Here is a 26794-nt window from a genome sequence, read left to right as displayed (position 1 = left end):
TTCGCGGTGTCGCCGTTCTCACTGATTGCTCTGTCCGGCGGAGCGGCGCGAAAAATGGAGGTGCGGAACGGTGGAGCGCCAGGAGTCGGTCCTGGGATGCTCGCGACGTTACGCTTCGGCAGTCGTGGTGGTCGTAGTGTTCTCTTCGGTGGTCGTCGTCGTGTCGTTCTCTTCGGTCGTGTCGTCGTCCTCGAGAGTGACGAGCGCGTCGTCGGTCACTGCGGCACCGTCGGAGATGAACGGACCGTCGTCCTCACCGTTCGTCTCGACGAAGTCGTAGGTCTCGTCATCGGTGGTCTCGAGGTGCGGCATCGCGATCAGTTCCTGGTCTTCCTCGAGCATCGTCTCGTTGAACTCTGCACCAGAGACGTTGTACAGCGTCACTTCGAGGTCCTCGTAGGAACCGGCCTCGAGGTAGTCGGAGACGCCGATGACGCTCCCGACGACGTTACCCTCGAGCAGGGAGTCGTCGTGGATGGCGACGTAGCCGTCCTCGGACAGTTCGACGTCAGAGACACTGACGACTGTCCCGTTGGACGTCTGGTCCTCGAAGTTCACCGTGGCTTCGGCGGTGTCGCCGGCACCGTCACCGTCGGTAGCGGTCGTCTCGTTCTCTTCGGTCGTCGTGTCGTTCTCTTCGGTCGTGGTGGTCGTCTCGTTGTCCTCGGTCTCGTCCTCCTCGACGCTGATGACCGCGTCGTCGGTCACCGGTTCACCGTCGGAGACGAACGGACCGTCCTGGTTGCTGTTCGTCTCGACGAAGTCGTAGGTCTCGTCGTTGTCGGTCTCGAGGTGCGGCATCGCGATCAGCGTCTCGTTGTCCTCGAGCATCGTCTCGTTGAACTCTGCACCAGAGACGTTGTACAGCGTCACTTCGACGTCCTGGTAGGAGCCAGCCTCGAGGTAGTCGGAGACGCCGATGACACTCCCGACGACGTTACCCTCGAGCAGGGAGTCGTCGTGGATGGCGACGTAGCCGTCCTCGGACAGCGCGACGGCGGAGATCGTCACGGTGGTCCCGTCGGACGTCTGGTCCTCGAAGTTCACCGTGGCTTCGGCGGTGTCGCCGTCACCGTCGGTAGTAGTCGTGGTGGTCGTCTCGTTCTCGTCTTCCTCTTCGGTCGTGGTGGTCGTGTCGTCGTCCTCTTCTTCAGTCGTGGTCGTTGTGTCGTCCTCTTCTTCAGTCGTGGTGGTCGTGTCGTCGTCCTCCTCGGTCGTCGTCGTCTCGTCTTCCTCTTCGGTCGTGGTGGTCGTCTCGTTGTCCGGGACCGTCACCTCACCCGACTCGACGGAGAGCGACCCCACACTGAGTTCCTCGACCGTCATCGACTGGAAGGTGAGGCTACCGCCCAGGAACATCCCCTCTGCGACGTTGCCGTTCGAGCGGTCCCACGTGACGTTGTCGGCCTGGACACCCTCGACGGTGATAGATTCGATCTCAGCGTCGACGGTGACCGTGTCGTCCTCGACGGTGACCGTCGCGGACTGGATGTTGCCGACGTCCACGGAGTCCGCTTCGAACCCTTCGACGTTCTCGCCGAGGGCTGTCGCGAAGGAGTCAGAGAGTGCGTCTTCCGTGTCCTCGACGTCGCCGAGTTCGAACGTCAGGTTTTCGACCTCGACGTCCTCCATCTGGACGCTCTCGGCCTCGACGTCCTGGGCGGTGACAGTCGACGCGGACTGGTCACCTTCTTGCGCTACCGACCCCGCTGACATCACCGCGACTGCCGTCCCCGAGGCGAGGACGACTGTCAGCGCCATCAGCAGGGCACCGAGCTTGAGTCTTGTTGTGTTCTCGTCTGTCATATCGCATTAGTTCAATCGGCTGCCACCGCCATTGTTATATTCTGGCCCGAATCGCCAAACGGCGCGCTACTCGGAACGCCACTCGACCTACTGGTTGGGCGGACTGAACGTCAGTTCGAGCGACGGTATCGGCGAGAACCGGTAGACGGTGTCGGGGTCTGGTGGCTGGTATCTCACCTTCCTCGTCCCTACTGGCGAGTAGGGTCGGTCGGTCCGAACGCCGCAAACGTACGCTCACCTTATTTAGCGGGGCGACCGTCGGGAACGTGGACAGGTCCACCGGATGTGCAATTCCACCCCACGGAACGGTGACGGACTGGTCGCCGTCCTCGCAGTTGCCCAAACGAACTTCCCTCCACGGGCCGAACTGTCTGTATGGTCCGATCACTAGCGTCTATTCGCAAGGGGGCAGTGGGTTCGGCAGACGGTGGGTCGTCGGCCGGAGACGACTCGTCGAGCAGTCTCCTCCGCACGGTCCTGCTCGGCGTGGGTCTCGCCGGCGTCGTGTACGTCGTCGTCCGGAAGCTACGCGCGGGCGGCCGGTCGGCCGACGACTCGGACGACTGGTATCAACTCTCCATCCAGGAGTCCGTCGGCGAAGCCAGCGACGCGGAGTCCGGCGGAGCGGACGACGCCGACGTCACGACTGCGGGTGCAGGGGCCGACGACGAACTCCCTGGCGAGGAACGCACGGACGAGGAGATCGAGGAACGAGCCACGGCGGACGTCCAGGAGGAACCCGCCGAACCGGGCGAGATGAACGTCGACGAAGATGTCGTCGACGAGCTCGTCGACGACGAAGAGAACGGAGAAGAGTAGCGCGGCGACCCTCGAGTCGACGGTCGGGGTGGCGTCCCGACTCAGCGCCGGTCGTCCTCGTCCTCGATGTCGGTCTCGGCGTCGTGGGAGACGACGAACCGTCCCCTGCTGTCGACGCGCTGGACCTGCCCGGAGTCGAGCCGGTACTCGTCCCTGTCGTCACCCCAGCCGAGTGCCGACTCGATGCTGCCGACGAGCCCGGTCTTCGGTTCGACGTACGCGGCGCCCGCCTCGATGTGGTCGATCGTACCGATCTTCTCGCCCCGTTCGTCGACGACCGTCGCTCCCTCGTCCTCCTCGGTGAACGTGTACCCGGCCATCGATTCGGTGTCGGCTCCCGTGGTGGTCGTTCCCGAGGTCGCCGTCTCCGCTGGCATCTCCGTCTCCCCGGACTCGACGATGTCGGTTTCGACCGTCCGGGTCTCGACGGTCTCCGTGTCGAGGACCTCGCTGCCGACGCTCTCGAAGCGGAAGCGCTTCCGTCGCCGGATCTCGTCCTCGAGCACCCGTCGCTCGATGAGCACGCTCTCGAAGCGCTCGTCGCCCAGCCGCTCGGTCTGTATCAGGTCGTGCTGGTCGGGGGCCGCCTCCGAGTCGACGCTCACCGCGTCGCTCTCGAAGATGGTCCGCTGGACGTCCGCGGTATCGATCCGCGTCTCGACCGTGTCCGACTCGACGGTGCCGTGCTCCTCGATGTCCGTGTCGACGACTCGGGTCTCGACGTTCGCCTGCTCCTCGACGACCCGACGTACTCGCCACACCTCCTCGATGTCGGCGGTGAGGTGGCCGTCGAGGTGGGTCGCGAGGTCGACGTCGCTGTAGTCGAAGTGCTCGGGGGTCCCGGCCATCATCAGCTCGCGACCCGCGATGCTCTCGGACGCCCGGAGGTCGAACTCCGAGCCCGTGTCGAGGACCTCCCAGTCGAGCAGCTCGGCCTCCATGATGCGACTGCCAACCAGTTCCCGGTCGACGATCTCGCTCTCTAGCTGGTCGGTCTCGACGACCTCCGTCTCGACGACCGTCCGTTCGGTGACCTCCGTGGTCACCGTCTCGCCCTCGAGGAGCCGCTTCTCGGCATCCTCGTCAGCGATCGTGGCGCGGGCGGCGGCCTCGTCCCGGTCGAGGATCTCGTAGTGGCCCACCCCCTCCTCGTCCTCCGTGTAGACGAACGCGCGGCTCTCGGACTCGAACCAGTCGAAGAAGTCGTCCCACGCGTGCTCCTGGTGGTCCTCCCCGGCGTCGGACCTCGGTACGAACTGGTAGCTGGGTTCGGCTGTCCCGGACTCCGCCTGGGAGACGAGTGCGGCGTCGCGCTCGTCGGCCCAGCGGCGGATGTCCTCTCGGTCTGTCGTGATCCGTCGCTCTCCCCTGTACTCCTCCGTGTCGTCCCTGTCGTTGCTGTTCATCTGCAATCCCGTCCGGACGGAGAGCCACGAGCGACTTTGTTATATCCGGGGTTCTGCGCGTAACTCGTCGAAAACCAGCGGCTAGTCGGCGCCCTCTCGGCGGCGCCGCCGTAGGCCCGTAGTACCTGGGAGACAGGGAGTGGTTACTCGCCGCGGGAGCGCCATCCGGGGACTGTCGCTCGTCCGCCACCGGACTGTCGCTGTCGGCACCCTACTGCGGGGTACACGACGGCGAGAGGCCGGTTCGGTCCGGCCGCCTCCGGAATCGGCCCCGTAACTTTCCGGCTGGTCCCAGACTGTGACCCCACGATGGAGGTGTCCACGCCGGACGGGTCGGGGTCCGGGGACGCGGTCGCCGTCGCGATCGCCGTCCTCCTCTCGCTCGCGTTCGTCGCTCCCGGAGTCGTGTTCCCCTGGTACGCTTGCGTCGGCGCGTCGGTCGTGCTCGTGGTTGGCGTCGCCCTCTCGACCCGCGCCGCCATCTCGACGCTGCTGGCGTTCGTCCGCCGAGAGCCACCGGCGACACTCCCCGGTTCGGAGCTGCCAGCGGTGAGTGTCGTCCTGACCGCGTACAACGAGGCCGACGTGCTCCCGGCGACCGTCGAAGCGTGTCTCGCCCTCGAGTACCCCGCGGAGGACCTGACGGTCGTCGTCGGCTACGAGGCGGCCTCGACCGACGGCACCGGCGCAGTCGCGCGCCGTCTCGCTGACGAGCACCCACGAGTACGCGCCGTCGAGCGCCCCGGCCCCCCGGGCGGGAAAGCCGCTGCGACCAACCACGCAGTCGACCGCGTGACGGGCGACGTCGTCGCCGTGCTCGACGCCGACCAGCGCCCCGAACCCGGCGCGCTCCGCCGTGCAGTCCGGTGGTTCGCGGACGACGACGTCTGGTGTGTGAAGGGTCGCTGCTTCGGGACGAACCCCGGTGACTCCCTGCTGGCACTCTGTGCCACCGTCGAGCGCGGCCTCGTCGAGCGCACCGAGTTCTACGCCCGGGACCTCGTCGGCGGGTTCGCGCTGTTCACCGGCGGGCAGGCGTTCTTCCGCGCGGCCGCGCTCGACGAACTCGGGCCGTTCGACGAGACCATCCTCCTCGAGGACGTGGAAATGGCCTACCGCATCCGGCGGGCCGGCAGGGAGATACGGGTCGACCCGGGAGTCGTGACCCGCGAGACGAACCCCGCGACGCTGGCGGCCTGGTGGAACCAGCGCAAGCGCTGGGCACGGGGCGGCATGCAGGTCGCGCGCCGACACCTCGACCGGTCGCTCCTCTCGGGGCCGCCCCCGCTGGGCGCCCGCGTGGACTTCGCAGCGACGCTGGCGGCCGTCGTCGCACTCCCGATCGTGGCGCTGGCAGCGCCGCTGACGCTGATCGCGTGGGTGTCCGGCGTCGGCCAGTTCCCAGGTGTCGCGACGGCGCTGCTGTGGGGGTGGGTGGTGGTCGCGCCCGTGGCGGCGACCTACCTGCTGTTCGTCCTCGACGCCAGGGACGGGCGACGCCACGCGCCGGTCGAGTACGTCGGTCCGCTCCTCCTGTGGCCGTACGTCGCGCTGCAGGCAGTGGCGGTCGTCGTCGCCTTCCTCGAGGAGTTCGTCCTCCGGCGGCCGTCGGTCTACGTCACCAGCACGGCGCCGACCGACGACTAGGGATTCAGTCGTCTTTGGGAGAACAGTTTTCCACCTCGCGGGCGTATCCCTGTCTGGATTACTATGGCCAGCCACTCGATGACAGACGACTACGAGCGCACAGGGTCGTCACTGGAGGAGGAGCTCCGGGCGGTCGTGAAGGACGCTGTCTGGGAGGCACACGAGGAGGGGGTCCACGACACCGCCTCGAAGCGCAGTTCGGGACGGAGCCTCGTCCCGCTGTTGTTCGTCGTCGGTTCGCTCGCGGTCGCAGCCTACCTGCTGTGGGGTCGCTCGGGTTCGATGAGTGGGAGCGTCGACCAGGTCACGAAACGTGTCCAGCGGGCCGCCGAGCGGACCGCCGAGCAGACCGAGGAAACGAGCCAGCAGGCCGCCGACACCGTCGAGAAGCGCGGCGAGACGCTGTCCCACCGGACCGAACGGATGTCCCAGGAGGCCGCCGACACCGTCCAGGAGGGCGGCACCGGGGTCGCCTCCCGCATCGAGCAGGGAGCCGAGGAGGCGGCCCGGAAGATGGACGAAGCCGCCGACACGGACGAGGACAGCACTACGTCCGGACGCCAGTAACTCCGCGCTGCCACCGTCCGCTCGCGGCGCTCGCCGGTGCCGGACACTCGTTCTCGGCGGTCATTAAGGGCGTTCGTCCCGTACGTGGCGTATGGCCCTGACGCTCTCGTTCGGGTGGCGTCACGTGCTGTTCGCGAACTGGCCGGTCGACGGCGACCGGCTCGCAGCTCGCCTCCCGGACGCGCTCGCCGTCGACGAGTACGACGGCAGTGGCTGGCTGTCCGTCGTCCCGCTGCTCAACGTGGACACGCGCCTCCGCGGCCTCCCCACGATGGCGGGCTTCCCGGTCCCCGAGGTCAACGTGCGGACGTACGTCACCTACGACGGCGACCCGGGCGTCTACTTCTTCAGTCTCGACACGGCGAGCCTGCTGACCGTCCTCGGTGCACGAGTCACCCACTACCTCCCGTACTACTACGCCCGCGTCCGCTTCCGGCGGCCCGGCGACCGCGTGCACGTCACGAGTCGCCGGCGCCAGCCCGGTGACCGACCGGCACGCTTCGCGGCCACCTACGGGCCGACGGGCGACGCGGACACCGCACCCCCCGGCTCGCTCGCCGAGTTCCTCGTCGAGCGCCGCCGGCTCTACACCCGGTCGCCCGACGGGACGCTGCGACACACCAACGTCTCCCACGACCGCTGGCCGCTGTCCGACGCCGACGTCTCGATCACGGAGAACTCGCTGTTCGAGGCGAACGGCTTTGACCACCCGGACACCGAGCCCGTCCACTACTACAGTCACGGTGTCGACGTCGTCACGTCGCGGAGCGAGCGCTCGTCGTAGCCCGCGGTCGTCCCGGTGGTCGCGGCTGTGAACCTTTGGCCCTCGCGGGCGAACGTACTGGTATGTCCAGGGACGACCACGCCGACAGCCCGCTCCACGAGGACGACCAGGAGGTCGCCGCCGACGTCGCCACCGAGTCGGACGCCCTGCTCTCGCTCATCTCGGACTTCTACCGTGGAGCGGTCAACCAGGCGGAAAACAGCCAGAACCGCATCGACCAGACGACGAACTGGGCGATCACGCTCATCGCCGCGCTGCTGTCGGTCGTCTTCTCCAGCCCCGACATGCCCGCGTTCCTGCTCCTGGTGGGCGTCGGCATCCTCTGTGTCTTCCTCTCCTACGAGGTCCGCCGCTACCGCTTCTTCGACCTCTACCGCTCGCGGGTGCGCTTCGTCGAGGAGAACGTCTACGCGAACGCCCTGGAGCCGTCCGGCGTCGAACACCTGCGGTGGCGCGAGGAGTTGAGCGACGACCTCCGCAACCCCACGTTCAAGGTGACCACCGGCGAGGCGCTCGGCCGTCGAGTCCGCCGCATCTACGGGCTGCTGTTCGTCGTGCTCGGCGTCGCGTGGACGGCGAAAGTGACGCTGTTCACGCCCGAGACGCAGTGGACTGAAGCGGCGGAGTTACCGGGCGTCCCTGGCACCGTCGTCGCTGGGGCTCTCGTCGCCTTCTACGTCGCCGTCGCCGCCGTCGCGATGTGGCCGGGCAGTCGTCAGGCCAAAGGCGAGGTCAGCGACGTGGAGCCCGGCAAGTGGAAGGGCGAGTGACCGCGCCTGCGGGTGTTTACTCGCCCTGCATCTGCAGGCTGGCCCCTTATCGAACTGCCGGCAGTAGCTACGCCCGAGTTACCATGACCGTATCCAACCTCCGAGAGCTGTTCGTGCACGACCTCGAAGACATCTACTACGCCGAGACGGAGCTCCTCGACGCGCTCGACGAACTGGCCGAGCAGACCGACGACGACCAGATCGCCGACGCGTTCCGCGAACACCGCGAGGAGACCGAGGGCCACATCGACCGCCTCGAACAGGTGTTCGAGATGGTCGGCGTGGAACCGGAGACCGAGGAGTGCGAGGGCATCGAGGGGCTCCTCGAGGAGCACGAGGACTTCGTCGAGGAGGACCCGGCACAGGAGGTACTGGACCTCCACAACCTCGTGGCGGCCCAGAAGACCGAGCACTACGAGATCGCCGCCTACGGCAACATGGCGCTGCTCGCCGACCGTCTGGGCATGGACGAGGCGGGCGACCTGCTCCACGAGAACCTCGAGGAGGAACAGGCGGCCCTCGAGAAGCTGTCCTCGCACGTCGACGACTTCGACTACGGGCGCGTCATGGAGTCGGCCGCCGACTGAACGCCGAGACGGCGCCCGACGACCACTCGTTTTTCTTCAGCCGAGCGACCCGGAGAGCACGGGCCGTCGAGTCGGTGCGCCCGCGAGACCGTCAGTCGTCGCCCTCGGCGGACTGCTCTCCGGTGACTCCCACGCCGATTGACGCCAGTTCCTGCTCGCCGTACGTGCGCAGGTCCTCGATCGCCGGCGTGTGGACGACGCGTCCGTCGTAGTCGAAGCGGGAGCCGTGGCAGGGACAGTCCCAGGACTCCTCGCCGTCGTTCCACTCCACGTGACAGCCCATGTGTGGGCAGACGGCCGAGACGGTGTGCAACTCGCCGCGCTCGTCGCGGTAGACGCCGACGGGGCCGTCCTCGGAGTCGACGATCCGCGCCTCGCCGCGGTCGACGTCGACCCGGACGCCGCTGGTGCGGTGTTTCAGGCGGTCACCGAAGAAGTGCTTCATCGCGCCCGTGTTGTGCTTGAGGAGCTCCCTGGTCGAGGCGGTGGCGTTGAACCGCGTCGGCTTGTAGACGTCCGTCCACGGGTTCTCCCGGCCGAGAATCTGGTCGGAGAGCACGACCCCCGCGGCGGTCCCGTTCGTGAGCCCCCACCCGCCGAACCCAGTCGCGACGTGGACGTGCTTCGTGTGCGGCGCGAGTTTCCCGACGAACGGCACCCTGTCGACCGACTTGTAGTCCTGGGTCGACCACCGGTACTCGACGGACTCGACGTCGAAGCGGTTGCGCGCCTCCCGTTCGACCTTCCGGTAGCGGTCGACGCCGCTGTCCTCGTGGCCGGTCTTGTGGTTCTGCCCGCCGAACAGCACGAGCGACTCGTCGCCAGCGGGGTGCGGGCGGACGGAGAAGTAGGGGTCGCTCTGGCGGTAGTAGATGGCCTCCGGGGGGTCGTCGGCGAGGCGCGCGGCGAGCACGTACGAGCGCTTGGGCTCCAGGCGAGCGAAGTACAGCCCCTCGTCGAAGAACGGGAAGTTGGTGGCGACCACCACGTCGTCGGCGACGACCTCCCCGCGGTCGGTGGGGACGCGACACGGACTCCCGGGTTCGACGTCGAGAGCTCGCGTCTCCTCGAAGACGTAGCTCCCCGACTCGACGAGGTCGCGGGCGAGTTCGAGCAGGTAGTTCCGCGGGTGGAAGTGGGCCTGCTCATCGAACTCGACGGCGGCCGCCACGTCGTACGGTAGCTCCGTGGACTCGGTGTACGACACCGGGAGCCCGAGCCGTCTGGCAGCCTCCACCTCGTCGCGGACCGCCTGGCGGCGGTCGCGGGACTCGACGTAGGTGCAGGCGGGGACGCGCTCGAAGTCACAGTCGATGCCGCGGCCCTCGACGGTCGACTCGATCTCGTCGATGGCGTGCTGGTTGGCCTGGGCGTACTGGCGGGCGCGTTCCTCGCCGAACGTCTCGAGGAGGTAGTCGTAGACGAGGCCGTGCTGTGACGTGAGCTTCGCCGTCGTGTGGCCGGTGACGCCGGCGAGAATCCGGTCGCGCTCGACGACGGCGACCGTCTGGCCGGCGGCGGCGAGTTTCGTCGCCGTCGTGATGCCCACGATGCCACCCCCGACGACGACCGTGTCGACCCGCGTTCCGCCGTCCAGCGCCTCGTAGGCGGTCTCCGGGCTCGTCTCCAGCCAGATGGACCTGTGCTGTCCGCCGACCGTCGAGTCAGAGTGCTCCGAGTTCATGGTTGCTCGCCGGGGGGCCTCGGCCCGGTCGGGTGCGAAAAACGGCGGCTCGGCCAATAAGGTTAGTTCCGTGGTGGGCCACGATTTATTATCGACCGTCGGCAACTTTCGGTGATGGTTGCCGGCTCCGGCTCGAGGTTGAACGCGGGAGAGCGAGCCCGCCTCGCGGCGATACGGTCCGCGGAGAGCCTCGCCGCCCTCGCCGCGGAGACGGACGCGGCGTCGGTCCACGACGCCTACTTCGCGGCCAAACGCGAGTGGTTCGACCTCCAGGGTCGTGCGCTCGCCGACGCGAGTTCGGACCAGCTACCGGGCAACCGCGTCGGTGTCGACGGACAGACGTTCTGCGTACACGGCATCACGCACGCAGACACGCGGGCCGAGGGCCGGTTCCTCCGCCAGCACGTCGACCGGTTCCTCGACGCGGGTGCGGCCGTCTACGTCGAGCAAGGTGTCCGCTCGATGTACTTCTCGTCGTTCGACGACGTCTACGAGATGGACGACTACGCCTGGGCGATGGAGCGCTGCGCGTCCCTCGACAGCGACCCACCCGTGTACGACGCGCTGGACGTCCCGTTCGCCGGGCTGTCGACGAACCTCGACTCGCTGACCACGGAGCTCCGTGACGCCGTCTTCTCGCTCATCGACTCCGGACGCCACCTCTACGGCGAGTCCTTCGAGGCGACGCTCGGTGACGTGGCGTCGACGTTCCTCATGAGCCACGAGGACGTCTCGACGGGGATGGACTTCGCGTCGTTCTCGAAGTCCCGGGCGGCCGCCGACGACCCGACGAAGCTCGGCGACCTCCAGGACTACTACCGGCGGGCGTTCCTCCCCCAGCCACTCGAACGCGAGTGGCTCCGCCGCCACGACCCGGCCCTGGAACTGCTAACTCACGCGAGAAACGAGCGCATGGCCGACTACGCGGTCTACCACAGCACCGCCGACACGGTCCACCTCGTCGTCGGCGCCGCACACCAGCCCGGCGTGACGTACTACCTCGAACAGCACCGCGACGGCCAGCGACGCGGCGCGGAGTTCGAACCAGTCGGCTGACCGCCAGCCGTCTGTGGTCGGTGCCGACTCGCCCTCGAGCTAGTCGTCTTCGGTCGCCGCTTTCCACTCCCGCTTCAGCTCCTTCAACTCCGCTCTTGCCTCTTCCTTCTCCTCTTTCCACTCTGCTTTGGCCTCCTTCCAGTCCTCGTCCCCCTCCCGCTTCTCTGCCTTCCACTCCGCTTTGGCCTCCTCCAACTCCTCTTCTACCTCCCGTTTTTCCTCTTTCCACTCCTCCTTGGCTTCCTCCCACTCCTCGTCGTCGTGGTCGCCGTGTTTGTCGTGGCCCTCACCGTTCCCCTTCTCGTGGCCCTTGCCGTTCCCCTTCTCGTGGCCCTTGCCCTCCCCCGGGTGGTCGTCATCGTCTTCTTCGTCTTCTTCGTCGTCATCGTCGTCATCGTCGTCATCGTCTTCGTCGTCGTCATCGTCTTCGTCGTCGTCATCGTCTTCGTCGTCCTCTTCGTCCTCCTCTTCCTCGTGGTCCTCCTCTGCTTCTTCCTCCTCGCTGTCGCTCCCGTCGTCACTGTCGCTTCCGTCACTACCGTCGTCGCTATCGCTCCCGTCGTCACCGTCGCTGCTATCACCACCGTCGTCGCCGTCGCTACCGTCACTTCCATCGCCGCCGTCACTGCCGTCTGCTTCGTCACCGCCGTCACCGCCGTCGCTGCCGTCCCCGCCCGTGCCGTCGGTCGAGCAGGACCCCCGCCGGATGACAACGGGTTCGTCGAGTGCGAGCGAGGTCCGGTCCGGCGCGTCGAGTGAGCCGGAGAGCACCTGCCAGTCCGTGATCTCGCCGTCGTAGTACTCGCCGTCGAGCGCCGCCGCTGCGTTGAACGACGGCGTGATCCGGAGTTCGAGGTCTGGCTGTCCGCCGAGGCCGCGGAAGACGCCACCGTCGGTGCGACTGTCGCCCCACGTCCAGTCGACGGTCGCGGTGTCGCCGTCGCGGGCCCAGCGGTCGTAGTTCGAATCGCCGTCGTAGAAGTCGTCCTGGACGACCCACCGGCCGTCGAGGGGCAGCCCCGCGAACTCGAAGGTGACGGAGCCGCCGTTGGTCTCGTCCCCGTACTTGTCGTGCACGAGCACGAGGCTGAGGCCGTTCGGGCCGTCGTAGAGGAAGCAGATGCTCGTCTCCGGGCGCTCCAGTTCCACGAGTCCAGTGGCGCTGTAGTCGTACTGGTCGAGGCCCCACTGGTAGAGCTCCTCGACGGGCGTGGCGCCGGAGAGCGGCGTCAGCGGGACGCATCGGTCGCCCTGTTCGAGGACGAACTGGTCGTCGGCTGCCGCGGTGGACCGCGACGTGAATCCGAGGCTGGCCGCGGTCAGTCCCACGGCTCCGAGGAACGAGCGTCGCGTCGTTCGCGTGCTTGGACGCCGGTTTCCAGGCATGCCCGCGTAGACGGCAGGCTACTGGTTTGTAATGGCAAGCTTACCACCCGTACCTGGGGTTAGACGGGCTGATAACGCCGTTCGATGGCGAACCCTCCGTGTAAGCGTTGTGGCCGTCGGTGCGGGCTCGCCGCGACAGCGCCGTCGCTCGTCGAGAAAAAGAACGCAGAGAATCTGCCGGTGGCCCGGCGGACTAGTTGATGTGGCCTTCGTCGCGGAGCTGGTCGGCGTCCTGCTCGGAGTAGCGCCACTCGATGTTGGCCTTCTCGTCCTGCCAGTCCCACGGCTCCACGAGCACGACGTCGCCCTCGCTGATCCAGGTTCGGTACTTCATTCGACCGGGGATCCGCCCCATTCGGTTCTCTCCGTCCTCGCACTGCACGCGTACGTGATTCCCGCCGTTGTGTTCCGTCACGACGGCGAAAAGCTCGTCTCCGTTGGGCATCCGGAGGTTCCGGCGCCCTGATTCTTCGCTCACACCCGTTCTAGGAACGGCCCACGGTTAAGTTATCGGATGTACGTGATAGCAAGTGACTAGGTGGCAGAATCGCCCGACGAGGCGTCCTTCGGCTAGTACTCCTCGCGGGGCCGGACGTCGCCGACGGTCGCGTCTGCGGCGTCGAGGTCGTCGGTGTACACGACGTCCACTTCGGCGTCCGGTCCGAGCGTGACGACGTCGCCGACCACGGTCCCCGCGCGCGTCGCGTCGAGTTCGACGGACTCCGCTTCGACGGTGTCGACCTCGAAGACGCGCTCGCCGTCCCCGCCGAGTAGTTTGCTCGCGAGCGAGCGCGAGCCGTCCCCTGGGCGCACGCTGACCTCCGTGGCGCGGACCGACCCGACCGTCGAGCGGCCCTCGACCGTGACGTCGACCGTTCGGGCCGAGACGCTGTCGGCGCGGACGCTCCCCGCGACCGAGCACTCGTCGGCGTTCACGTCGCCGAACGTCCCCGTGCCGTCTATCGCGAGCGTGGTGGCGTCGGTGACGCCGCCGACCTTCACGGTCCCGTCGATCTGTGCGTCGGCGGCGACGAGGCTCCCGCTCACCTTCAGCGTGCCGTCGGCCTCGACCTCGTGCCCGTCGAGGTTGCCCCCAACCTTCGCCGTGCCGTCGACGGCCAGGTGGTCGGCGCTGAGGTTGGTCGCGAACTTCGCCGTCCCGTCCACCTCGACGGTCTCCCCGCGAACGTCGCCGTCGACCTTCGCGGTGCCGTCGACGTCGAGGTCTACCGCGTCGACGCGACCGCCGACTTTCGCCGTGCCGTCGACGTCGACCGTGGTCGCGTAGAGGTCGCCGGACACCTTGCCCGTCCCGTTGACGTTGAACGTCTCACAGTCCACCTCGTCGTACGAGCCGGCGCCGTCGATGCTGATGCGTTCGCCGCGAATCGTGTCTCCCATGTGACTGTCTGCAACGGCCACCCCCATCAATCTTGCCATCGTTGTGAGTCGAGTGTGAGTCGACACGCACATTTATGGTGCTGTGGCGGCTGGGTGGGAGTGTGAGCAGACAGATCCGGATCTCCATCGACGACGACGAGGTGTTCGAGCGCCTGAAGCGGCGGAAGGACGCCCTCGACCTCTCCTGGGAGGACGCGCTCCGTCGCGGCCTCCGGGACAGCCCCGAACCGCCCCGCACCCCCGAGACACCCGAACCCCGGGCACACGGCCGGGACCGACGGTCACAGCGGGACCGTGGCGCGCCCCACGACCACCGTGGCGAGAGTCGTGGCCGGCGCGACCCCGAGGACGTCTCGCCGTTCGACCCCGAGTTCGGCGAGCGCATCGCCGAACGGGTGCTCTCCTCGGTCAGCGAGTCGGTGCCCGGCTTCGTCGGTGAGACGCTCGACGACGAGATCGACCGCCTGGAGGACGCCGAGGACGCGGTGCTCGTGCTCGGCGACGGCGAGAGCCAGCGCGTCCCGCTCCGCGTCGCGCTCCACACCGGCCCCGAGGGCCTCGACGTGGAGGTCGTCGCTGTCCGCAGCGGGAAGGGGACGGAGGGGATGAACCGCTTCGGCGACGGTGCGCGAGCGGACGTCGCACGTCGGTTCGCCGAGGGCGAGACCGCGACGCTGGAACTCGAGGGCGGTGGCGAATTGTACGACGTGCGCCCGGACCTCACGTGGGCACGCGGGCAGGACGGCACCCCCACGGTCACCGACGTGGCCGTCCGCGAGGTCGTCTTCGAAAACTGAGATGATCCGAATCTCCCCCGCCGCCCGACCCGACGACCGCCCCGTCGGACTGCCGGTGCTGGACCACGAGAACCGTGTCGTCGGCACCGTCAGCGGTGTCGAAGCCGACGCCCTCCGCGTGGACGTCTCGGCGGACGCGCCCGAGGACACCCTCCGGTCCCTCGAGTGGAGCGCCAGCGACGCGGAGCGACTCCCGTCCCGGTTGGTCGCCGAGCGCACTCGCGACGCCGTCCGCCTGGACGCGTAGTCAGGCGTGCCCGCTCGCGGTCACCTGTAACCCCGCGATACCGACGACGACCAGCAGGATGCAGCCGACTCTGAGCGCGGACGTCGACTCGTCGAAGAGGTAGATACCGAGGATAGCCGTCGAGACGGCACCGATGCCCGTCCACACCGCGTACGCCGTGCCGACCGGGAGTTCCTGGACGGCCTGCGCGAGCAGGTAGACGGAGACGGCCATCGCAGCGAGCGTGAGCACCGACGGGACGGGTTCGGTGAACCCGTCGGTGTACGCGAGGCCGATGGCCCACATCGCCTCGAACAGTCCCGCCACGAACAGCACCAGCCACGCGGACATGCCCGACGCCACGCGGGGAACACCCCTCAACCCGTCGATTCTCCCAGTACCTCTTCCCCCGACAGCCTCAGGTGGCGCGCACGCGCTGGACGTCGAGGGAGAGGTAGTGGGCGGCGGCGCCAGCCAACCCCTGTTCGACGAATCGCCGGCCGGACGTCTCCACGAGCACGTCCGGGCAGTACTCGGTGTCGAACTCCCGACCGAGCGCCCGACTGAACGCCGTGTCCTCGTTGCCGACCGTCGGGTACCCCCCGACCGTCTCGAAGGCCGACCGCCGGACGAACGTGTTGAACCCCGGGAGGACGGGTCGCTCGAACAGCGGGAACAGGTGGTTCACGAACGCCTGCATCGCCTTCCCGCGGTAGCAGTCCGTCACCCGACACCGCGAGGACGCCCCCGCGACGCCGGACCGGCGGACGAACGCGAGCATCCGGTCGAGGTAGTCGGCGCGCACGGCCGTGTCGGCGTCGACGAACGCCAGCCACTCCCCGTCGGCAGCGCGAGCGCCGGCGTTCCGCCCGACCGCGATGCCCCTCGACTGGGTGACGACGACACACGCACCGTGCTCGCGGGCGAGCGGACGGGTGCCGTCGGTACTGCCGCCGTCGGCCACCACCACCTCGTAGTCGACGTCCGTCTCCAGCGCCCGGATGCTCCGCAGCGTCGCCGGGAGGTAGTCGACCTCGTTCAACGTCGGGACTACGAAACTCGCCGTCGGCGGCGTCATCCTCTGTAGAGTCGAGTGCCGCGGGCGTAACGCTTGTGGCGTCAGTTCGTGGACACGATCTCGACGACGTCCCGCGGGGCGAGTTCGTGGTCGGCCGCTATCTGCCGGTTGGCGCGGCAGTCCTTGGCGTGCAGGAAGCCGTCGCCGATGTCCGAGTGGACCGCGTACGCGAACTCCTCGGCGGTCGCGCCCTCGGGGAGCAAGAAGACGTCCGGGAGCACGCGGCCGTCCGCGGTACCGAGGCCGTTCGCGGACCCCGGGAAGACGGGGTTGACTCCGAGCGCGTCGAACAGCGCCGCCTCGACGGCCCGCTGGACGCCGGCGCCGCCGTACTCGGCGACGAACTCGCGGATGGCTTCGAGCCCCGCGGCCTGCTCGTCGCTCACGTCGCCGGTTATCTCGAAGTCGTCGTCGCCGGGACGGTAGTCGACGACGCCGTCCTCGGCGGCCTGCTTGAGCGCCTTCTCGGCGTGTGCGCTCACGGGGACGAACTCCAGGTGGTCGTAGTCGTCGTCCGCGGTGATTTCGTCCCAGTTGGCCTGCGCCTCCGGGGTGTCCATCTTGTTCGCCGCGACGACCATCGGCTTCGTGCGCTTGCGTATCTCGCGGGCGAGTTCGGTCCGGTCGGCGGCGTCCCACTCGTCGGCGTCGAGTTCGAGGCCCAGCGAGAGGATGACCTGCTTGATCTCGTCGGCGTTCGTGCGGAACGCGCTCAGCTGTTCGGCGAGCTCCGTCTCCAGTTCCGTCTCCGCCATGTGCTGGCTCTCGTAGCGCTCGATGCCCTTCTCAAGGATGCCGAGGTACCACTGGTCGAGTTCGTCCTCGAGGAAGTCGATGTCCTCGCGGGGGTCGTGGCCCTCCGTGCGCTCGCCCTCGATGTCCGTCGTCCCGGAGAAGTCGACGACGTGGACGAGCACGTCCGCCTCGTTCAGGTCGGTGAGGAACTGGTTGCCGAGGCCGTTGCCCTCGTGGGCGCCGGGAATCAGCCCCGCCACGTCGACGAGTTTCGTCGGCACGAAGCGGACACCGTCCTCGCAGAACCCCGTCGAGGGCGTGCACGTCTCCCCGAAGTCGGGGGCCGCACAGTCGACGCGGACGTACGCCTCGCCGACCGCCGGATCGATGGTCGTGAACGGGTACGCTCCCTCTGGAACGTCGTTCATCGTCGCCGCGTTGAAGAACGTGGACTTCCCCACCGAGGGCTTGCCCACGAGACCGACCTTGTAGCTCATTGCCGGAGACAGTGGACCGGCGTACAAACGGATTGCTACCTGTCTCCCGTCTGCGAACGGGTCGCACGGGGGCCGACGCGGCCCCCGAACGCGGATGCGGACCGGCCGTTCAGTCGAAGAACAGGTCGGTGCCGGGCGCTCTCTCGCCGTCCTCGGGGAACTCGTCGAACCAGCCGGCTTCCGCGGGTGCGTCCGTCCCGGGGGAGTCGTCGGTCGGGAGCGAGACACCGGCCGTGTCGACCGCCGGCGTCGCGCCGAAGACGACGAACCGCCGCGTCGCGCTGCGGTCGCCGTCCGCCTCGCGTGCCTCGAACGTCCAGACGCCTTCGACGGCGTCGAGTTCGACGGGGAGGCCGACGACGTCCTCGACCGCCACCCGGGCGGCCGCGACGAAGTCCTCGTCGTCGCCGACGCTCTCAACGGGGAGTTTCAGTTCACAGTCCGGGGTCAGGCGGCGGAGGAGGACGCTGCCGTCGTCGTCCGTGACGCCGACGACCGCGAGGTCGTCGAGGCCGGCGACGGCGTCCACCGTCTCCGCGGGGACGTCGTCCGCGTCGTCGTGGAACGGGACGTCGCTGCGGTCTCGGAGCGACTCCGCGTCGGTGATCGGTGCGAGGGAACTGTCGGCCGAATCGGTGGGCGGTGTCATTGGCGTGGGTCGTGTCCGTGGGGTGTGGCTGTGTCGCGGTGCCGTCGTCGGTGGGTGGGCGTGTGCGTCGCGTGTAGGGACTCCAATCTCGGCGGTGCGAGCGCCGTACCTACTGCTGCGGGGACCTCGTAGAAGAAACCAGCGATTTAATTACGCGGGCTGTTTCCAGTTAATAATTCGTTCGCCGGGGTCTTAAAGGCTTCGCCGGTCCTCCGGGGTCGGAGGCAGTTCGTGGAGGTCGTGGAGGGAGTCGAGTTCGTAATCCGGGTCGACGTCGAGCGAGTAGTCGGCGCGGTGGTCCCGCCAGACGAACGCGGCGTCCGTGCCCGCGTTCCTGGCTGCTTCCACGTCGCTGGTGCTGTCGCCGACGAACAGCGTGCGCTCCGGGGCGACCGCCAGGTCCTCCAGGGCGCGTTCGAGGTAGTGGGCGTTCGGCTTCTTCCGGTGGAGGCTCTCGGCCTCCATCTCGCGGCCGTAGTGGGTGTCGAAGTGCGCGCGGACGTCGTGGAAGTCCAGGATCTCCTCGATGGTGCGGTGCTGGTTCGTGGAGACGATGCCACACGGGACCTCGAGGTCGCCGACGGCGGCGTAGTCCTCGTACAGCGGTTTCCGGCCGGCCTCCATCTCCGCGACCTGCCGCCGGGAGAACGCCGCGTCGCGCTCGTACCAGAGCCGCTCTGGGTCGACGTCGTAGATCTCGCTGACGGTCTGGAGGCCCTCTGGGGTGACGTGGAGGGTCATCCGGTCGACGTGGTCGGGGGACGGGTCGTCGACGCCCACCGCGGCGAACCCCTCGGCCGTCGCCTCGCGGAGCACCTCGACCGGCGTCGGGTGGGTGAGTACGCCGTCGTTGTCGAAGACGACTGCGTCGTAGTGCACGGACGGGGATTCGTAGAACCCCACTAAAGACGTTTCGTGGTCGGGCCCTGGGCGAACTGCTTTTTCGCCTCCGGCGCCAGCCTCGTGCATGGACGCACGTTCGCTCGCGGACGCCTTCGACTCGGTCGAGGAGACGTGGGAACCGCGCCTGCTCGCGGAACTGAACGGCCAGCACGTGAAGGTCGCGCGCCTCGACGGCGAGTTCGTCTGGCACGCCCACGAGGACGCCGACGAACTGTTCTACGTGCTCGACGGCGACCTCACCATCGAGTACCGAGAGGACGGCCGGGAGGACGCCGTCCACCTCGGTCCGGGCGACCTCACCGTCGCGCCGGCGGGGGTCGAACACCGCCCGGTCGCCCACGAGGAGACGGAGGTGGTCCTCTTCGAACCGGCGGGCACGACGAACACTGGGACCGCCGAGGAGAGCGACCGGACCGTCGAGGACGTCGAACGAGTGTAGGCCCGCCGCTCTCTCGGGTCTCCTCAGATGCCGCGCCGGATACCGCCGAGCGCCGACGACCGCTTCTCGCCGCCCTCGCTACCGACGTCGAAGTCGACGTTCTCGAAGTAGCGCGGCGGGTCGCCGCCGGTCGCATACTCGTACAGCGCGACCTTCGCGATGCCGTTGAGCGTCGACGCGACGACGAACGCGACCACGCCCAGCGGCAGGCCGACGAACACGACCCCGACGAACGGGCTGGTGAGAACCGCGACGGTGACCGCGAGGACGGCGACGCTGCCGAACAGGAGCAGGTGGACGAAGCCGAGGCCGAACTCCGCGCCGAGGGACTCGCCCCACGTGTCCCGGACGATGTCCACGCTCCGTCCGAAGAGCCCCGTGATTGGTTCGTCCTCGAAGACCGCGACGGGGACGACGAAGTACGTGACGACGGCCCAGGAGACGCTGAACAGCACGCCGACGACGGCGGCGCCGACGTTGTTCGACTCCTGGAGGGCGCGCACGACGACGCCGACGACGGCGCTGACGACGGCCCACGCGAGCAGGGTCCACTTGCGCTCCCACGCCGCGCGCAGGCCGCCGCGCACGGACGGCCGTCGGCCGTGCATCGCCTCCCGGGCGGCGAACATCAGGCCCGCCGTGAACAGCGTCGCGACGAAGGTGCTCCCGAGGATGGCCACCGCGACGGCGGCGAACGCCACGGCGTCCGAGACGTTCGCGGCGGCCGCGAACGGGAGCAGGCCGAACGTGCTCCCGAGCACGACCACGAGGAAGAGCAGTCCCGCGAGCCCCGCGAAGACCGGGAACCACAGCAGGTTCGGGTGGTCCCGGAGCACGTCGAGGCTGTCTCTCGCGAGCCGCAGTCCGGTCCCGAGTCGTCGACGAACAGACATACGCTGGGATAGGAGAGGAGGGGCCAAGTCAGTTTGTGGACGTTCGCAGGCGGTGCGAACGGAGTCGCGACCGATTACGCCGGCTACCGATAATCCTTCAAGGAGTCGCCCCAATACGGGGATATGAACCGCCGCACGTTCCTCGCCGCGAGCACGGGGTCGCTCGCAGCTCTCGCCGGCTGTACGGGTCTCTTCGGCTCTTCGTCGTCCGGGACCGTCAACCACCCGGGCAACCTCGACACGTCGTTCACCGCGAACCAGCAGCTCCCGACCGACGAGACGCCCGGCGACGGTTACCCGCCCGAGTACGCGGAGGACACGTCCGAGCGGACCGTCGACGAGTCCCAGTTCTCGACGCTGTCGACCAACGGCGAGACGGTCACGCTCGTCCCCATCGACGTCGCCCGCTACTGGCACCGCAGGCGGGAGGCCCGGTTCGTCGACGCCCGCGGGCTCGAACAGTACGAGCGCGCCCACATCTTCGGCGCGGTGAACAGTCCCGCAGTCCGTGGGTCCCAGGGTGGCGCCATCAACGGCTGGCCGAACGACGACCGCGTCGTCTGTTACTGCCGCTGTCCCCACCACCTCTCCTCGGTGCGGGCCGCGGGCCTCAAGAAGGCCGGCTTCTCGAACGTCTACGCCATCGACGAGGGGTTCGGGCCGTGGTACGACAACGACGACCCGATGCGGGGGACGGACTTCTCGGACCCACAGGCGGCCGTCGTGGAGGGCGAAGTCGCCGCGCGTTACGCCGGCGAGAACGTCTGGGCGACCCACGAGGCGTCCGGCCAGCGCGAAGCGGGCCCCGTCGCCGACGACGGGACGTTCTCGCTCACGCTCCGGTTCTACGACGTCGACGAGGAGACCCCGATCCACGTCGCCACGCCGGAGTTCGACGTGACGCGGCCGCTCGGGGAACTGACGACCGGCGTGCTCACCGGGTAGGGACGAGGCTCGTCCCGGGAGGTTTAGGCAGCTCGCGGTTCTTCTCCCTGCATGGCAACCACGGTAGCGGTGACTGGGGCGTCCGGCGGCCTCGGCGAGGCGATCGCGCGAGCGTTCGCCGACGACGGCGCGACGGTCGCACTCGGGAGCCGGGACAGCGACGCGATCGCGGCGCTCGCCGACGAACTCGGCGGCGTCTCCCTCCGCACGGACGTGCGCGACGAGTTCGACGTCGAGCGGTTCATGGAACACGCGTCGAAGGCCGGCGAGGAGTCCGGCATCGACGTCGTCGTCCCCTGCGCCGCCGTCTACCACGGCGACGCCGGTGCGACGCCGCTGGGCGAGACGGCGTACAGCGCGTTCGACGACACGATGCGTACGAACGCCCGCGGCGTGTTCGCGGCCGTCCGCGAGGCGCTCCCACACATGGACGCCGACGGCCGCGTGCTCGTTCCGACCGGCAGCGTCGCCCGCGAGGCCCAGCCCGGGTACGGCGTCTACGCGGCGTCGAAGGCGGCCGCGGAGGGCGTGGTGCGGCAGTTCGCCGCGGACTGCGAGCAGGCCGTCGGCCTCGTCGACCCGGGAGCGGTCGACACCGACCTCCACGGGATGGGTGGACGAGCCCCCGACGAAGTCGCTCCGCTGTTCACGTGGGCGGCGTCCGTCCCCGAGGAACTCGACGGCGGCGTGCTGGGACTCGCGGAGTGGAAGCGTTCGACGGCCTGAACGGGCGGAGCGGTCCGGAACGCTGCCGACCGACAGGCTATTAACGAAGGCTAGTAGATTAATAACTGAATGTCGGTCACTCAGTCAGTCGGTGCCGTCCGCGCGAACACCTCGCGCCTCGGCGTCCTCGGCACACTCGGGTTCGTCTTGCTGTCCGCGTACGTCCTCGTCGGCGACGCGCCCGTCAAACTGCTCGGCATCTCGTGGGTCGCGTTCGCCGCGATGGCCGGTGCAGCAGCGCTCGGCGCCCGCGCGAGCAGCGAACACCCCACCGGTCTGGTCTGGGGGTACGGCCTCGCCAGCGGCGCGATGATCACCAGCGCCAGCGTGTTCCTCGTGCCACAGGCTATCGGCTACGCCCCCAAACCCGGCGGCTTCGGCGTCGCCGCCGGCATCCTCGTCGGCTTCGCCGCGCACACCGTCGGCCACCTTCTCACGCACTTCGACCTCCCCCTGGACCGCACTAGCGCCGAACTCACCGCCCACTCGCTGGCCGCCGGTTCCATCATCGGCGTCGTCTACACCGCGATGCCGGAACTCGGCCCGCTGCTCGGCCTCGCCATCGTCTCCCACAAGGGCCCCGCGGGCTACGCCGCGGCACGCCGCCTCGTCCGGGGCGACCGCTCGCCCGCGATGCTTCTCCTCCCGGCCTCCGGCGTCGGCCTCGCCGCGCTCACGGTCACGCTGTTCTCCTTCCCCACGGACCCGACGTTCCGCGCCGTCGTCTTCGGCTTCGCCGCCGGCATCTTCCTCCACGTCGCGATGGACTTCCTCCCGCACTGCGAGACCGGCAGCGAGGTCCACGACGCCGCCACGCGCGCCGGCCACGAACACGACCACACGCTCCTCGACGACCTCCGCGAGCAGGCCGTCCTCTCGACGGCGACCGGTGGCCTCGTCGTCGCCGCCGCCTGGCTCCTCCTTCAGTAACTGCGGCGCTCCTCGACCCGCTCGGCGAACGCCGCGATGTACTCCGGCACGTCCTCGCGCTCGCCGAACGCCTCGTACGGCAGCCAGAACGCGTCGGCCACCTCCTCGGGTTCGCGGGCCTCGGGTTCTCCGCTCTCGTACTCACACCACGTCACCACGTTCAGGCACTGCGTCCCCTCGTCGGCGACGAACGCGTTGCTGGAGACGTACTCGACGGCGCCGACCTCCACGCCCGTCTCCTCGCGGACCTCACGACGCGCGGTGTTCTCGACGGCGTCGAACCCCTCGGTCTGCTCGACCTTCCCACCGGGGAACGCCAGCGTGCCCGCCGCGTGGTCCTCCTCGGCGCTCCGCTCGACCACGAGGTACTCGTCGTCTCTGACGACTGCCGCATCGACGTTCACGACGTACGCGTACTCGTCCATGGATGGGCCTCGGCGCCATCCGGCCTGAAGATTTCGAGTCGGGGAGCGACCGGGCCTCCGTCAGCACTCCGGCCGGTGGTCGAGCGCCGCACAGGTCTCCCCCGCCAGCGACTCGACGATTTCGCCCGCAGGCCGGCGTTCGATCGTGAGGCCCGCGCTCTGGCCCGCGTACAGCGGCAGTTCGGTCACGTCGCCCTCGGTTCCGGGGACCGCCAGCGAGTCCTCGTAGCGACGGATCGGCTCGCCGTCGGGGGACTCGGCGACGGCGTCGCCAGCGCCGGGTTTCGCCTCGTCGGGGCGACCCGCTGCTCCCCAGCACTCGGTCGTCTCGTTGTCGAGCACGCGGTGAGGGACCTCGGGCCACCCCTCGTCGAACACCGTGCCGTAGGTCGTCCCCGTCTCGTCGGCGGTCAGCACTCGCTCGCGGTAGTCGGGGTGGACGTCTGCCTCCGCCGCGGCGAGGAACCGCGTCCCGAGCCACGCCCCCGCCGCGCCGAGCGTCAGCACTGCGGCCACGCCACGGCCGTCCGCGATACCGCCCGCGGCGATAACCGGGGTGTCGGGCACCGCGTCCACGACACGCGGCACCAGCGGGAGCGTCGCCACCTCGCTCTGGACGTGGCCGCCGGCTTCCCACCCCTGCGCGACCACGACGTCAACGGCTGCAGCCTCCGCCTCGCGGGCCTCCGCGGCGCTCCCGACGGTCTGGAGGACGATTCCGCCGGCGTCGTGGACGCGCTCGACGTACGGCGCCGCGTCGCCGAACGAGAAGGAGATCACCTCCGCGCCCGCGTCCAGGCACGCCTCGACGTGCTCCTCGGTGGGCACGTCCTTCGCGGCGTCGTCCACGACGATGTTCACACCGACGGTGCCGTCCGTCCGGCCGAGCGCGTCGGCCACGTCCGCGCGGGCCTCCTCGGGGTCCAGCCACGTCACCGCGAGCATCCCCAGCGCACAGGCGTCGGCGACGGCGGCCGCGAGTTCGGGGTTCGTCGCGCTCCCGATAGGTGCCTGGACCAGGGGGACGTCGATTCCGAGTCTCTCAGTCAGGGCGGTCGAGAGTGCCACGGTGGTACTGACGGCGCGTCGTGGTTTGAACGTTCGGCGTCCAAACCTTACAATCTACGTGGCTGTGTTCCCTCTCAGAAGGGGAGTAGCATCATTACCGATTCGAGACGGGTGAAGATACTGGGGTTCACGAGACCACCATTCCAGAAGAAGAAGTCGAAGATGAAGTACAGCGAGAGCGCAGTACCGATTGCTCCAACTATCTTCTCCATGATTATATTAGCGAGCCAGCGCCGCTGTTGTCGTTCCGGTAGGACTCGTTCTCATAGAACCGAGTCCCGCAGTTGGTACAGATAATGACGGTAGTTTCCTCAGCGAACTGACCACCGAGTCCTCCCAATGACGCACCCCTCTCCTTAAGGACTGTTTCGGGGTGTCGGTACTCCGGGTCACAGTCACACAGCACACCCTCTTCGTCCACATCATCTACTTCTTCAACGTCACCTTCCCCGGCCACAGGGATGCCAGAATCACCAATATCGAGGTCTAAGTCGCCTATCGGGTCCTCGAAAGAATCGTCCTCCGCAGCTGGTCGATCTATGATGGGGTTAGTTTCTTCGGAGCCATCATCTTCGAACATCATTCGACTGAAAAGACGACTTCTTGACGTAAATGCTTTTTCGCGAGAATCCACGGATATCCGGGGATTCTAGGTGGGTGTCGCTATATTTTCTAGAGAACCTCGGCGGAAATCCCTCTTAGCTGTAATCCCGCCAGCGCGCGCCACAGTCCTTGCACTTGAAGAAGCGCGTCGGCGGTTCGTCGGCGCTCCCGGTCTGCTTGATGGTGTACCACGCCGTGTCGTGGCCACACTCCGGACACGTCTCCTCGGCGGTCGGCTTCCCCTCGAAGTTCGCGTCCTCGCTCGTCTCGATGACGTCGCTGGTGTCCTGGGCGGCCGTCTCCACGAACCCCCCGTCGGCCTCGCTCTCCTCGACGGCGCCGCAGCTCGAACACACCATCTCCTCGCCCTGCTTGTGCATCATCGAGCCGCAGTCGTCGCAGAACTGCATAGCTCCCGTTAGGAATCGTCGGGTGAAAAGTCACCCGCCTCCTCCTCGCGGCGCTCGGCGACGACGGGACAGTCCACGACGCGGAAGTGGTCGGTGTCCACCTCCGCCTCGATGGTCGTCCCCTCGTGGTTGCAGGCGAGGTGCGGCGGGTCCGCGAAGTGCTCGCAGCCGTGACAGAGCCGTTTCTCCACGACGGTTACCTCCCTATCGTCCTCGATGGACTCCGTGACGAACAGCGGGTCGTCGGCCGAGGCGGAGAGCGCCTCCCAGACCGACTCCTCGTCGACGTCGCCGACGCTCACCTCGTCGAACAGCGCGTCGAAGTCGTCCTCGCGCTCGCGGCGCTCGTCGACGTCCTCACGGAGGTCCGACAGCGGAGCGTCCTCGTCGCGGCCGTCGTCCGGAGCTGACTCCGCGGCAGCGCTCTCGCCCGCGTCCGCTCCGGGCGGGTCGCTCGCGGTGGTGCCGGGTCCGATCTCGCCGGGCGAGCGCTCGCCCGACGGCTCGTCGTCCTCCTCGCCGTCCGGTGTGTCCGCCTGGTGTTCGTCAGTCATCAGGGTCCTCCCGGCCGCCGTCCGTCGCCTCGCTGTCGACGGGTTCGGCCGCCGTCACGTCCACCGCGTCGTCGACGTCCGCCTCCTCGACCCAGGCGTCCGTCGCTTCGTCGTCCGTCTCTCCGGCGTCGTCCGCTCCGGTCGCCATCGCTTCGAGAGTCTCCGTGTCGCCACCGAGCCAGGAGTCGCTCTCGCCGTCGTCGTCGAGCCACGACCGCTTCGCCGTCAGCGCCGGCTTCCGTCCGGTCACCAGCGTGTGGCTGCCGAACCACCCCGTCTTCGCCTCGACGCCCTCGAAGCTCTCCGCGCAGAACGGACACTCCGGCGCCGACAGCTGCGCCACGGTCACCGACTGCCCGCAGGCGTCGCAGTCCGCGTTCTGGACGCCCGAGACGTTCGCCTCGCGCTGGAGCTGTTCGGCGCGCTCCCGGCGGGCCTCGGCCGCCGCCAGCGAGCGGACGGACTCCCGCATCGACAGCACCGCGGTCGCCAGCGTCGTCGCCTTCCCGTCGAGGTCGTCCGTCTCGTCCCGGAGGTACGACAGCACCTCCTCGAAGTTGTCGAAGCCAGCGTCCACGCGGTCCGCGAGCCGGTCGACCTCCTCGGCCAGCACTCCCGCCTCGGCCTGCGCCGACTCCGCGGCCGCCACCGCGTCCGCGGCCTGCTGGGAGACCTCCGCGTGGTCGTGGTCCGCGGTCGCCTTCCCGTCGGCCTCGCGTTTCACCTGAATGACGCGCTCGCGGACGTCCTGGATCTTCTCGTCGAACTCCCGCTCGACGTCCCCCACCTGCTCGCGCAACTCGTCGTCGGTGACGAACTCGTTGTCGGCGTCCTCCGTCGCCGCCCGGTACGCGCCGACGATTCGCTGTAGGAGCACCTTCTCGCTGACGTCTGCGTCGCTGGCTCGTTCCGCGAGCCACTCCGCGGCCGCCCCCTCGAGGCTCGGCCCCCCGGCCGCGTCCGACGTTCCGTCGGCCATTCAACCGGTGTTGGACCCCACCTC

The 26794-nt window shown here is 68.5% G+C and carries 32 protein-coding genes; 13 read left to right on the top strand and 19 right to left on the bottom strand.

All coding sequences use genetic code 11. The annotated features are described in order from the left end of the window. Positions 1–108: 108 nt before the first annotated feature. The gene (locus LT965_RS03775; protein WP_232702679.1) at positions 109–1806 is read right to left on the bottom strand and encodes a DUF7282 domain-containing protein; all 1698 of its coding nucleotides are present in this window, start codon (positions 1804–1806) and stop codon (positions 109–111) included. Between the two features lie 375 nt (positions 1807–2181). Here LT965_RS03775 and LT965_RS03770 point away from each other — a divergent pair, with 375 nt between their 5' ends. After that, positions 2182–2625 carry a hypothetical protein gene (locus LT965_RS03770; RefSeq protein ID WP_232702678.1) on the top strand — a complete coding sequence of 148 codons (444 nt, stop codon included), beginning with the start codon at positions 2182–2184 and terminating at the stop codon, positions 2623–2625. A gap of 41 nt (positions 2626–2666) precedes the next feature. Here LT965_RS03770 and LT965_RS03765 read toward each other — a convergent pair whose 3' ends face one another. Next, a complete protein-coding gene (locus LT965_RS03765; RefSeq protein WP_232702677.1) occupies positions 2667–4031 on the bottom strand; it encodes a DUF8593 domain-containing protein in 1365 nt (454 codons plus the stop codon). Positions 4032–4340: 309 nt separating this feature from the next. Between LT965_RS03765 and LT965_RS03760 the strand changes: the two genes are divergently transcribed. From LT965_RS03760 to LT965_RS03740, 5 genes are all read left to right on the top strand, one after another. After that, positions 4341–5678, top strand: a complete 1338-nt coding sequence (locus LT965_RS03760) for a glycosyltransferase family 2 protein (protein WP_232702676.1) — start codon at positions 4341–4343, stop codon at positions 5676–5678. A gap of 78 nt (positions 5679–5756) precedes the next feature. Continuing rightward, complete coding sequence (locus tag LT965_RS03755; protein WP_232702675.1) at positions 5757–6245, top strand: hypothetical protein; 489 nt, start codon at positions 5757–5759, stop codon at positions 6243–6245. A 91-nt stretch (positions 6246–6336) separates the two neighbouring features. Beyond that, positions 6337–7029, top strand: a complete 693-nt coding sequence (locus tag LT965_RS03750; RefSeq protein ID WP_232702674.1) for a YqjF family protein — start codon at positions 6337–6339, stop codon at positions 7027–7029. Between the two features lie 62 nt (positions 7030–7091). Further along, positions 7092–7799, top strand: coding sequence for a DUF2270 domain-containing protein (locus tag LT965_RS03745; RefSeq protein WP_232702673.1), 708 nt, complete (start codon positions 7092–7094; stop codon positions 7797–7799). A gap of 83 nt (positions 7800–7882) precedes the next feature. Beyond that, positions 7883–8386, top strand: coding sequence for a YciE/YciF ferroxidase family protein (locus tag LT965_RS03740; protein WP_232702672.1), 504 nt, complete (start codon positions 7883–7885; stop codon positions 8384–8386). Positions 8387–8477: 91 nt separating this feature from the next. Here the strand turns inward: LT965_RS03740 and LT965_RS03735 are convergent, their stop codons facing one another. After that, positions 8478–10070: an FAD-dependent oxidoreductase gene (locus LT965_RS03735; protein ID WP_232702671.1), complete on the bottom strand. Its 1593-nt coding sequence runs from the start codon at positions 10068–10070 to the stop codon at positions 8478–8480. Between the two features lie 114 nt (positions 10071–10184). Between LT965_RS03735 and LT965_RS03730 the strand changes: the two genes are divergently transcribed. Beyond that, entirely contained in the window at positions 10185–11126 is a 942-nt protein-coding gene (locus LT965_RS03730; RefSeq protein WP_232702670.1) for a hypothetical protein, read from the top strand. Positions 11127–11165: 39 nt separating this feature from the next. Here the strand turns inward: LT965_RS03730 and LT965_RS03725 are convergent, their stop codons facing one another. From LT965_RS03725 to LT965_RS03715, 3 genes are all read right to left on the bottom strand, one after another. Then, positions 11166–12455 carry a hypothetical protein gene (locus tag LT965_RS03725; RefSeq protein WP_232702669.1) on the bottom strand — a complete coding sequence of 430 codons (1290 nt, stop codon included), beginning with the start codon at positions 12453–12455 and terminating at the stop codon, positions 11166–11168. Between the two features lie 250 nt (positions 12456–12705). Further along, complete coding sequence (locus tag LT965_RS03720) at positions 12706–12990, bottom strand: translation initiation factor eIF-1A (RefSeq protein ID WP_049938454.1); 285 nt, start codon at positions 12988–12990, stop codon at positions 12706–12708. Positions 12991–13082: 92 nt separating this feature from the next. Next, positions 13083–13913 carry a polymer-forming cytoskeletal protein gene (locus LT965_RS03715; RefSeq protein ID WP_232702668.1) on the bottom strand — a complete coding sequence of 277 codons (831 nt, stop codon included), beginning with the start codon at positions 13911–13913 and terminating at the stop codon, positions 13083–13085. 101 nt (positions 13914–14014) lie between these two features. On the opposite strand from LT965_RS03715, the gene LT965_RS03710 reads away from it, so the two are divergent. Beyond that, on the top strand, positions 14015–14710 hold the full coding sequence (locus LT965_RS03710; RefSeq protein ID WP_232702667.1) for a hypothetical protein: 696 nt from the start codon (positions 14015–14017) through the stop codon (positions 14708–14710). Between the two features lies 1 nt (position 14711). Continuing rightward, the gene (locus LT965_RS03705; protein WP_232702666.1) at positions 14712–14957 is read left to right on the top strand and encodes a hypothetical protein; all 246 of its coding nucleotides are present in this window, start codon (positions 14712–14714) and stop codon (positions 14955–14957) included. On the opposite strand, the gene sugE is transcribed toward LT965_RS03705, so the two are convergent. The 5 genes from sugE to LT965_RS03680 form a co-directional block, all read right to left on the bottom strand. Continuing rightward, on the bottom strand, positions 14958–15287 hold the full coding sequence (gene sugE, locus LT965_RS03700) for a quaternary ammonium compound efflux SMR transporter SugE (protein ID WP_232703609.1): 330 nt from the start codon (positions 15285–15287) through the stop codon (positions 14958–14960). It abuts the gene before it with no gap. Positions 15288–15354: 67 nt separating this feature from the next. Continuing rightward, positions 15355–16014, bottom strand: a complete 660-nt coding sequence (locus tag LT965_RS03695) for a glycosyltransferase (protein ID WP_232702665.1) — start codon at positions 16012–16014, stop codon at positions 15355–15357. A 41-nt stretch (positions 16015–16055) separates the two neighbouring features. Further along, entirely contained in the window at positions 16056–17246 is a 1191-nt protein-coding gene (locus LT965_RS03690) for a redox-regulated ATPase YchF (protein WP_232702664.1), read from the bottom strand. A gap of 109 nt (positions 17247–17355) precedes the next feature. Beyond that, positions 17356–17895 carry a hypothetical protein gene (locus tag LT965_RS03685; protein ID WP_232702663.1) on the bottom strand — a complete coding sequence of 180 codons (540 nt, stop codon included), beginning with the start codon at positions 17893–17895 and terminating at the stop codon, positions 17356–17358. Positions 17896–18087: 192 nt separating this feature from the next. Beyond that, positions 18088–18774: an HAD family hydrolase gene (locus LT965_RS03680; RefSeq protein ID WP_232702662.1), complete on the bottom strand. Its 687-nt coding sequence runs from the start codon at positions 18772–18774 to the stop codon at positions 18088–18090. A gap of 88 nt (positions 18775–18862) precedes the next feature. Between LT965_RS03680 and LT965_RS03675 the strand changes: the two genes are divergently transcribed. Beyond that, positions 18863–19237 (top strand): cupin domain-containing protein, encoded by a 375-nt coding sequence (locus tag LT965_RS03675; RefSeq protein ID WP_232702661.1) that lies wholly within the window; start codon positions 18863–18865, stop codon positions 19235–19237. A 23-nt stretch (positions 19238–19260) separates the two neighbouring features. Here the strand turns inward: LT965_RS03675 and LT965_RS03670 are convergent, their stop codons facing one another. After that, a complete protein-coding gene (locus LT965_RS03670) occupies positions 19261–20130 on the bottom strand; it encodes a DUF6159 family protein (protein ID WP_232702660.1) in 870 nt (289 codons plus the stop codon). Positions 20131–20253: 123 nt separating this feature from the next. On the opposite strand from LT965_RS03670, the gene LT965_RS03665 reads away from it, so the two are divergent. From LT965_RS03665 to LT965_RS03655, 3 genes are all read left to right on the top strand, one after another. Continuing rightward, a complete protein-coding gene (locus tag LT965_RS03665) occupies positions 20254–21075 on the top strand; it encodes a rhodanese-like domain-containing protein (RefSeq protein WP_232702659.1) in 822 nt (273 codons plus the stop codon). A gap of 51 nt (positions 21076–21126) precedes the next feature. Further along, positions 21127–21801, top strand: a complete 675-nt coding sequence (locus LT965_RS03660) for an SDR family oxidoreductase (protein WP_232702658.1) — start codon at positions 21127–21129, stop codon at positions 21799–21801. A gap of 69 nt (positions 21802–21870) precedes the next feature. After that, on the top strand, positions 21871–22731 hold the full coding sequence (locus tag LT965_RS03655) for a ZIP family metal transporter (RefSeq protein ID WP_232702657.1): 861 nt from the start codon (positions 21871–21873) through the stop codon (positions 22729–22731). On the opposite strand, the gene LT965_RS03650 is transcribed toward LT965_RS03655, so the two are convergent. The 7 genes from LT965_RS03650 to LT965_RS03620 form a co-directional block, all read right to left on the bottom strand. After that, the gene (locus tag LT965_RS03650; protein ID WP_232702656.1) at positions 22725–23156 is read right to left on the bottom strand and encodes an NUDIX domain-containing protein; all 432 of its coding nucleotides are present in this window, start codon (positions 23154–23156) and stop codon (positions 22725–22727) included. The two genes, LT965_RS03655 and LT965_RS03650, sit on opposite strands and share 7 nt — an antisense overlap. Positions 23157–23216: 60 nt before the next feature. Next, positions 23217–24224, bottom strand: a complete 1008-nt coding sequence (locus LT965_RS03645; RefSeq protein WP_232702655.1) for an NAD(P)H-dependent flavin oxidoreductase — start codon at positions 24222–24224, stop codon at positions 23217–23219. Between the two features lie 74 nt (positions 24225–24298). Then, positions 24299–24436 carry a hypothetical protein gene (locus tag LT965_RS03640; RefSeq protein WP_232702654.1) on the bottom strand — a complete coding sequence of 46 codons (138 nt, stop codon included), beginning with the start codon at positions 24434–24436 and terminating at the stop codon, positions 24299–24301. A 2-nt stretch (positions 24437–24438) separates the two neighbouring features. After that, complete coding sequence (locus LT965_RS03635; RefSeq protein ID WP_232702653.1) at positions 24439–24807, bottom strand: hypothetical protein; 369 nt, start codon at positions 24805–24807, stop codon at positions 24439–24441. A gap of 115 nt (positions 24808–24922) precedes the next feature. Next, entirely contained in the window at positions 24923–25237 is a 315-nt protein-coding gene (locus LT965_RS03630; RefSeq protein WP_232702652.1) for a transcription factor S, read from the bottom strand. An 8-nt stretch (positions 25238–25245) separates the two neighbouring features. After that, a complete protein-coding gene (locus LT965_RS03625; protein WP_232702651.1) occupies positions 25246–25791 on the bottom strand; it encodes a DUF8135 domain-containing protein in 546 nt (181 codons plus the stop codon). Then, entirely contained in the window at positions 25784–26770 is a 987-nt protein-coding gene (locus LT965_RS03620; RefSeq protein ID WP_232702650.1) for a hypothetical protein, read from the bottom strand. The genes LT965_RS03625 and LT965_RS03620 overlap by 8 nt, the downstream gene beginning before the upstream one ends. Positions 26771–26794 lie beyond the last annotated feature (24 nt).

The sequence above is a fragment of the Halobacterium wangiae genome, assembly GCF_021249345.1.
Lineage (GTDB): Archaea > Halobacteriota > Halobacteria > Halobacteriales > Halobacteriaceae > Halobacterium > Halobacterium wangiae.
Note: the sequence above shows the minus strand (reverse complement) of the source record. Positions and strands in the feature narration are given on the sequence as shown.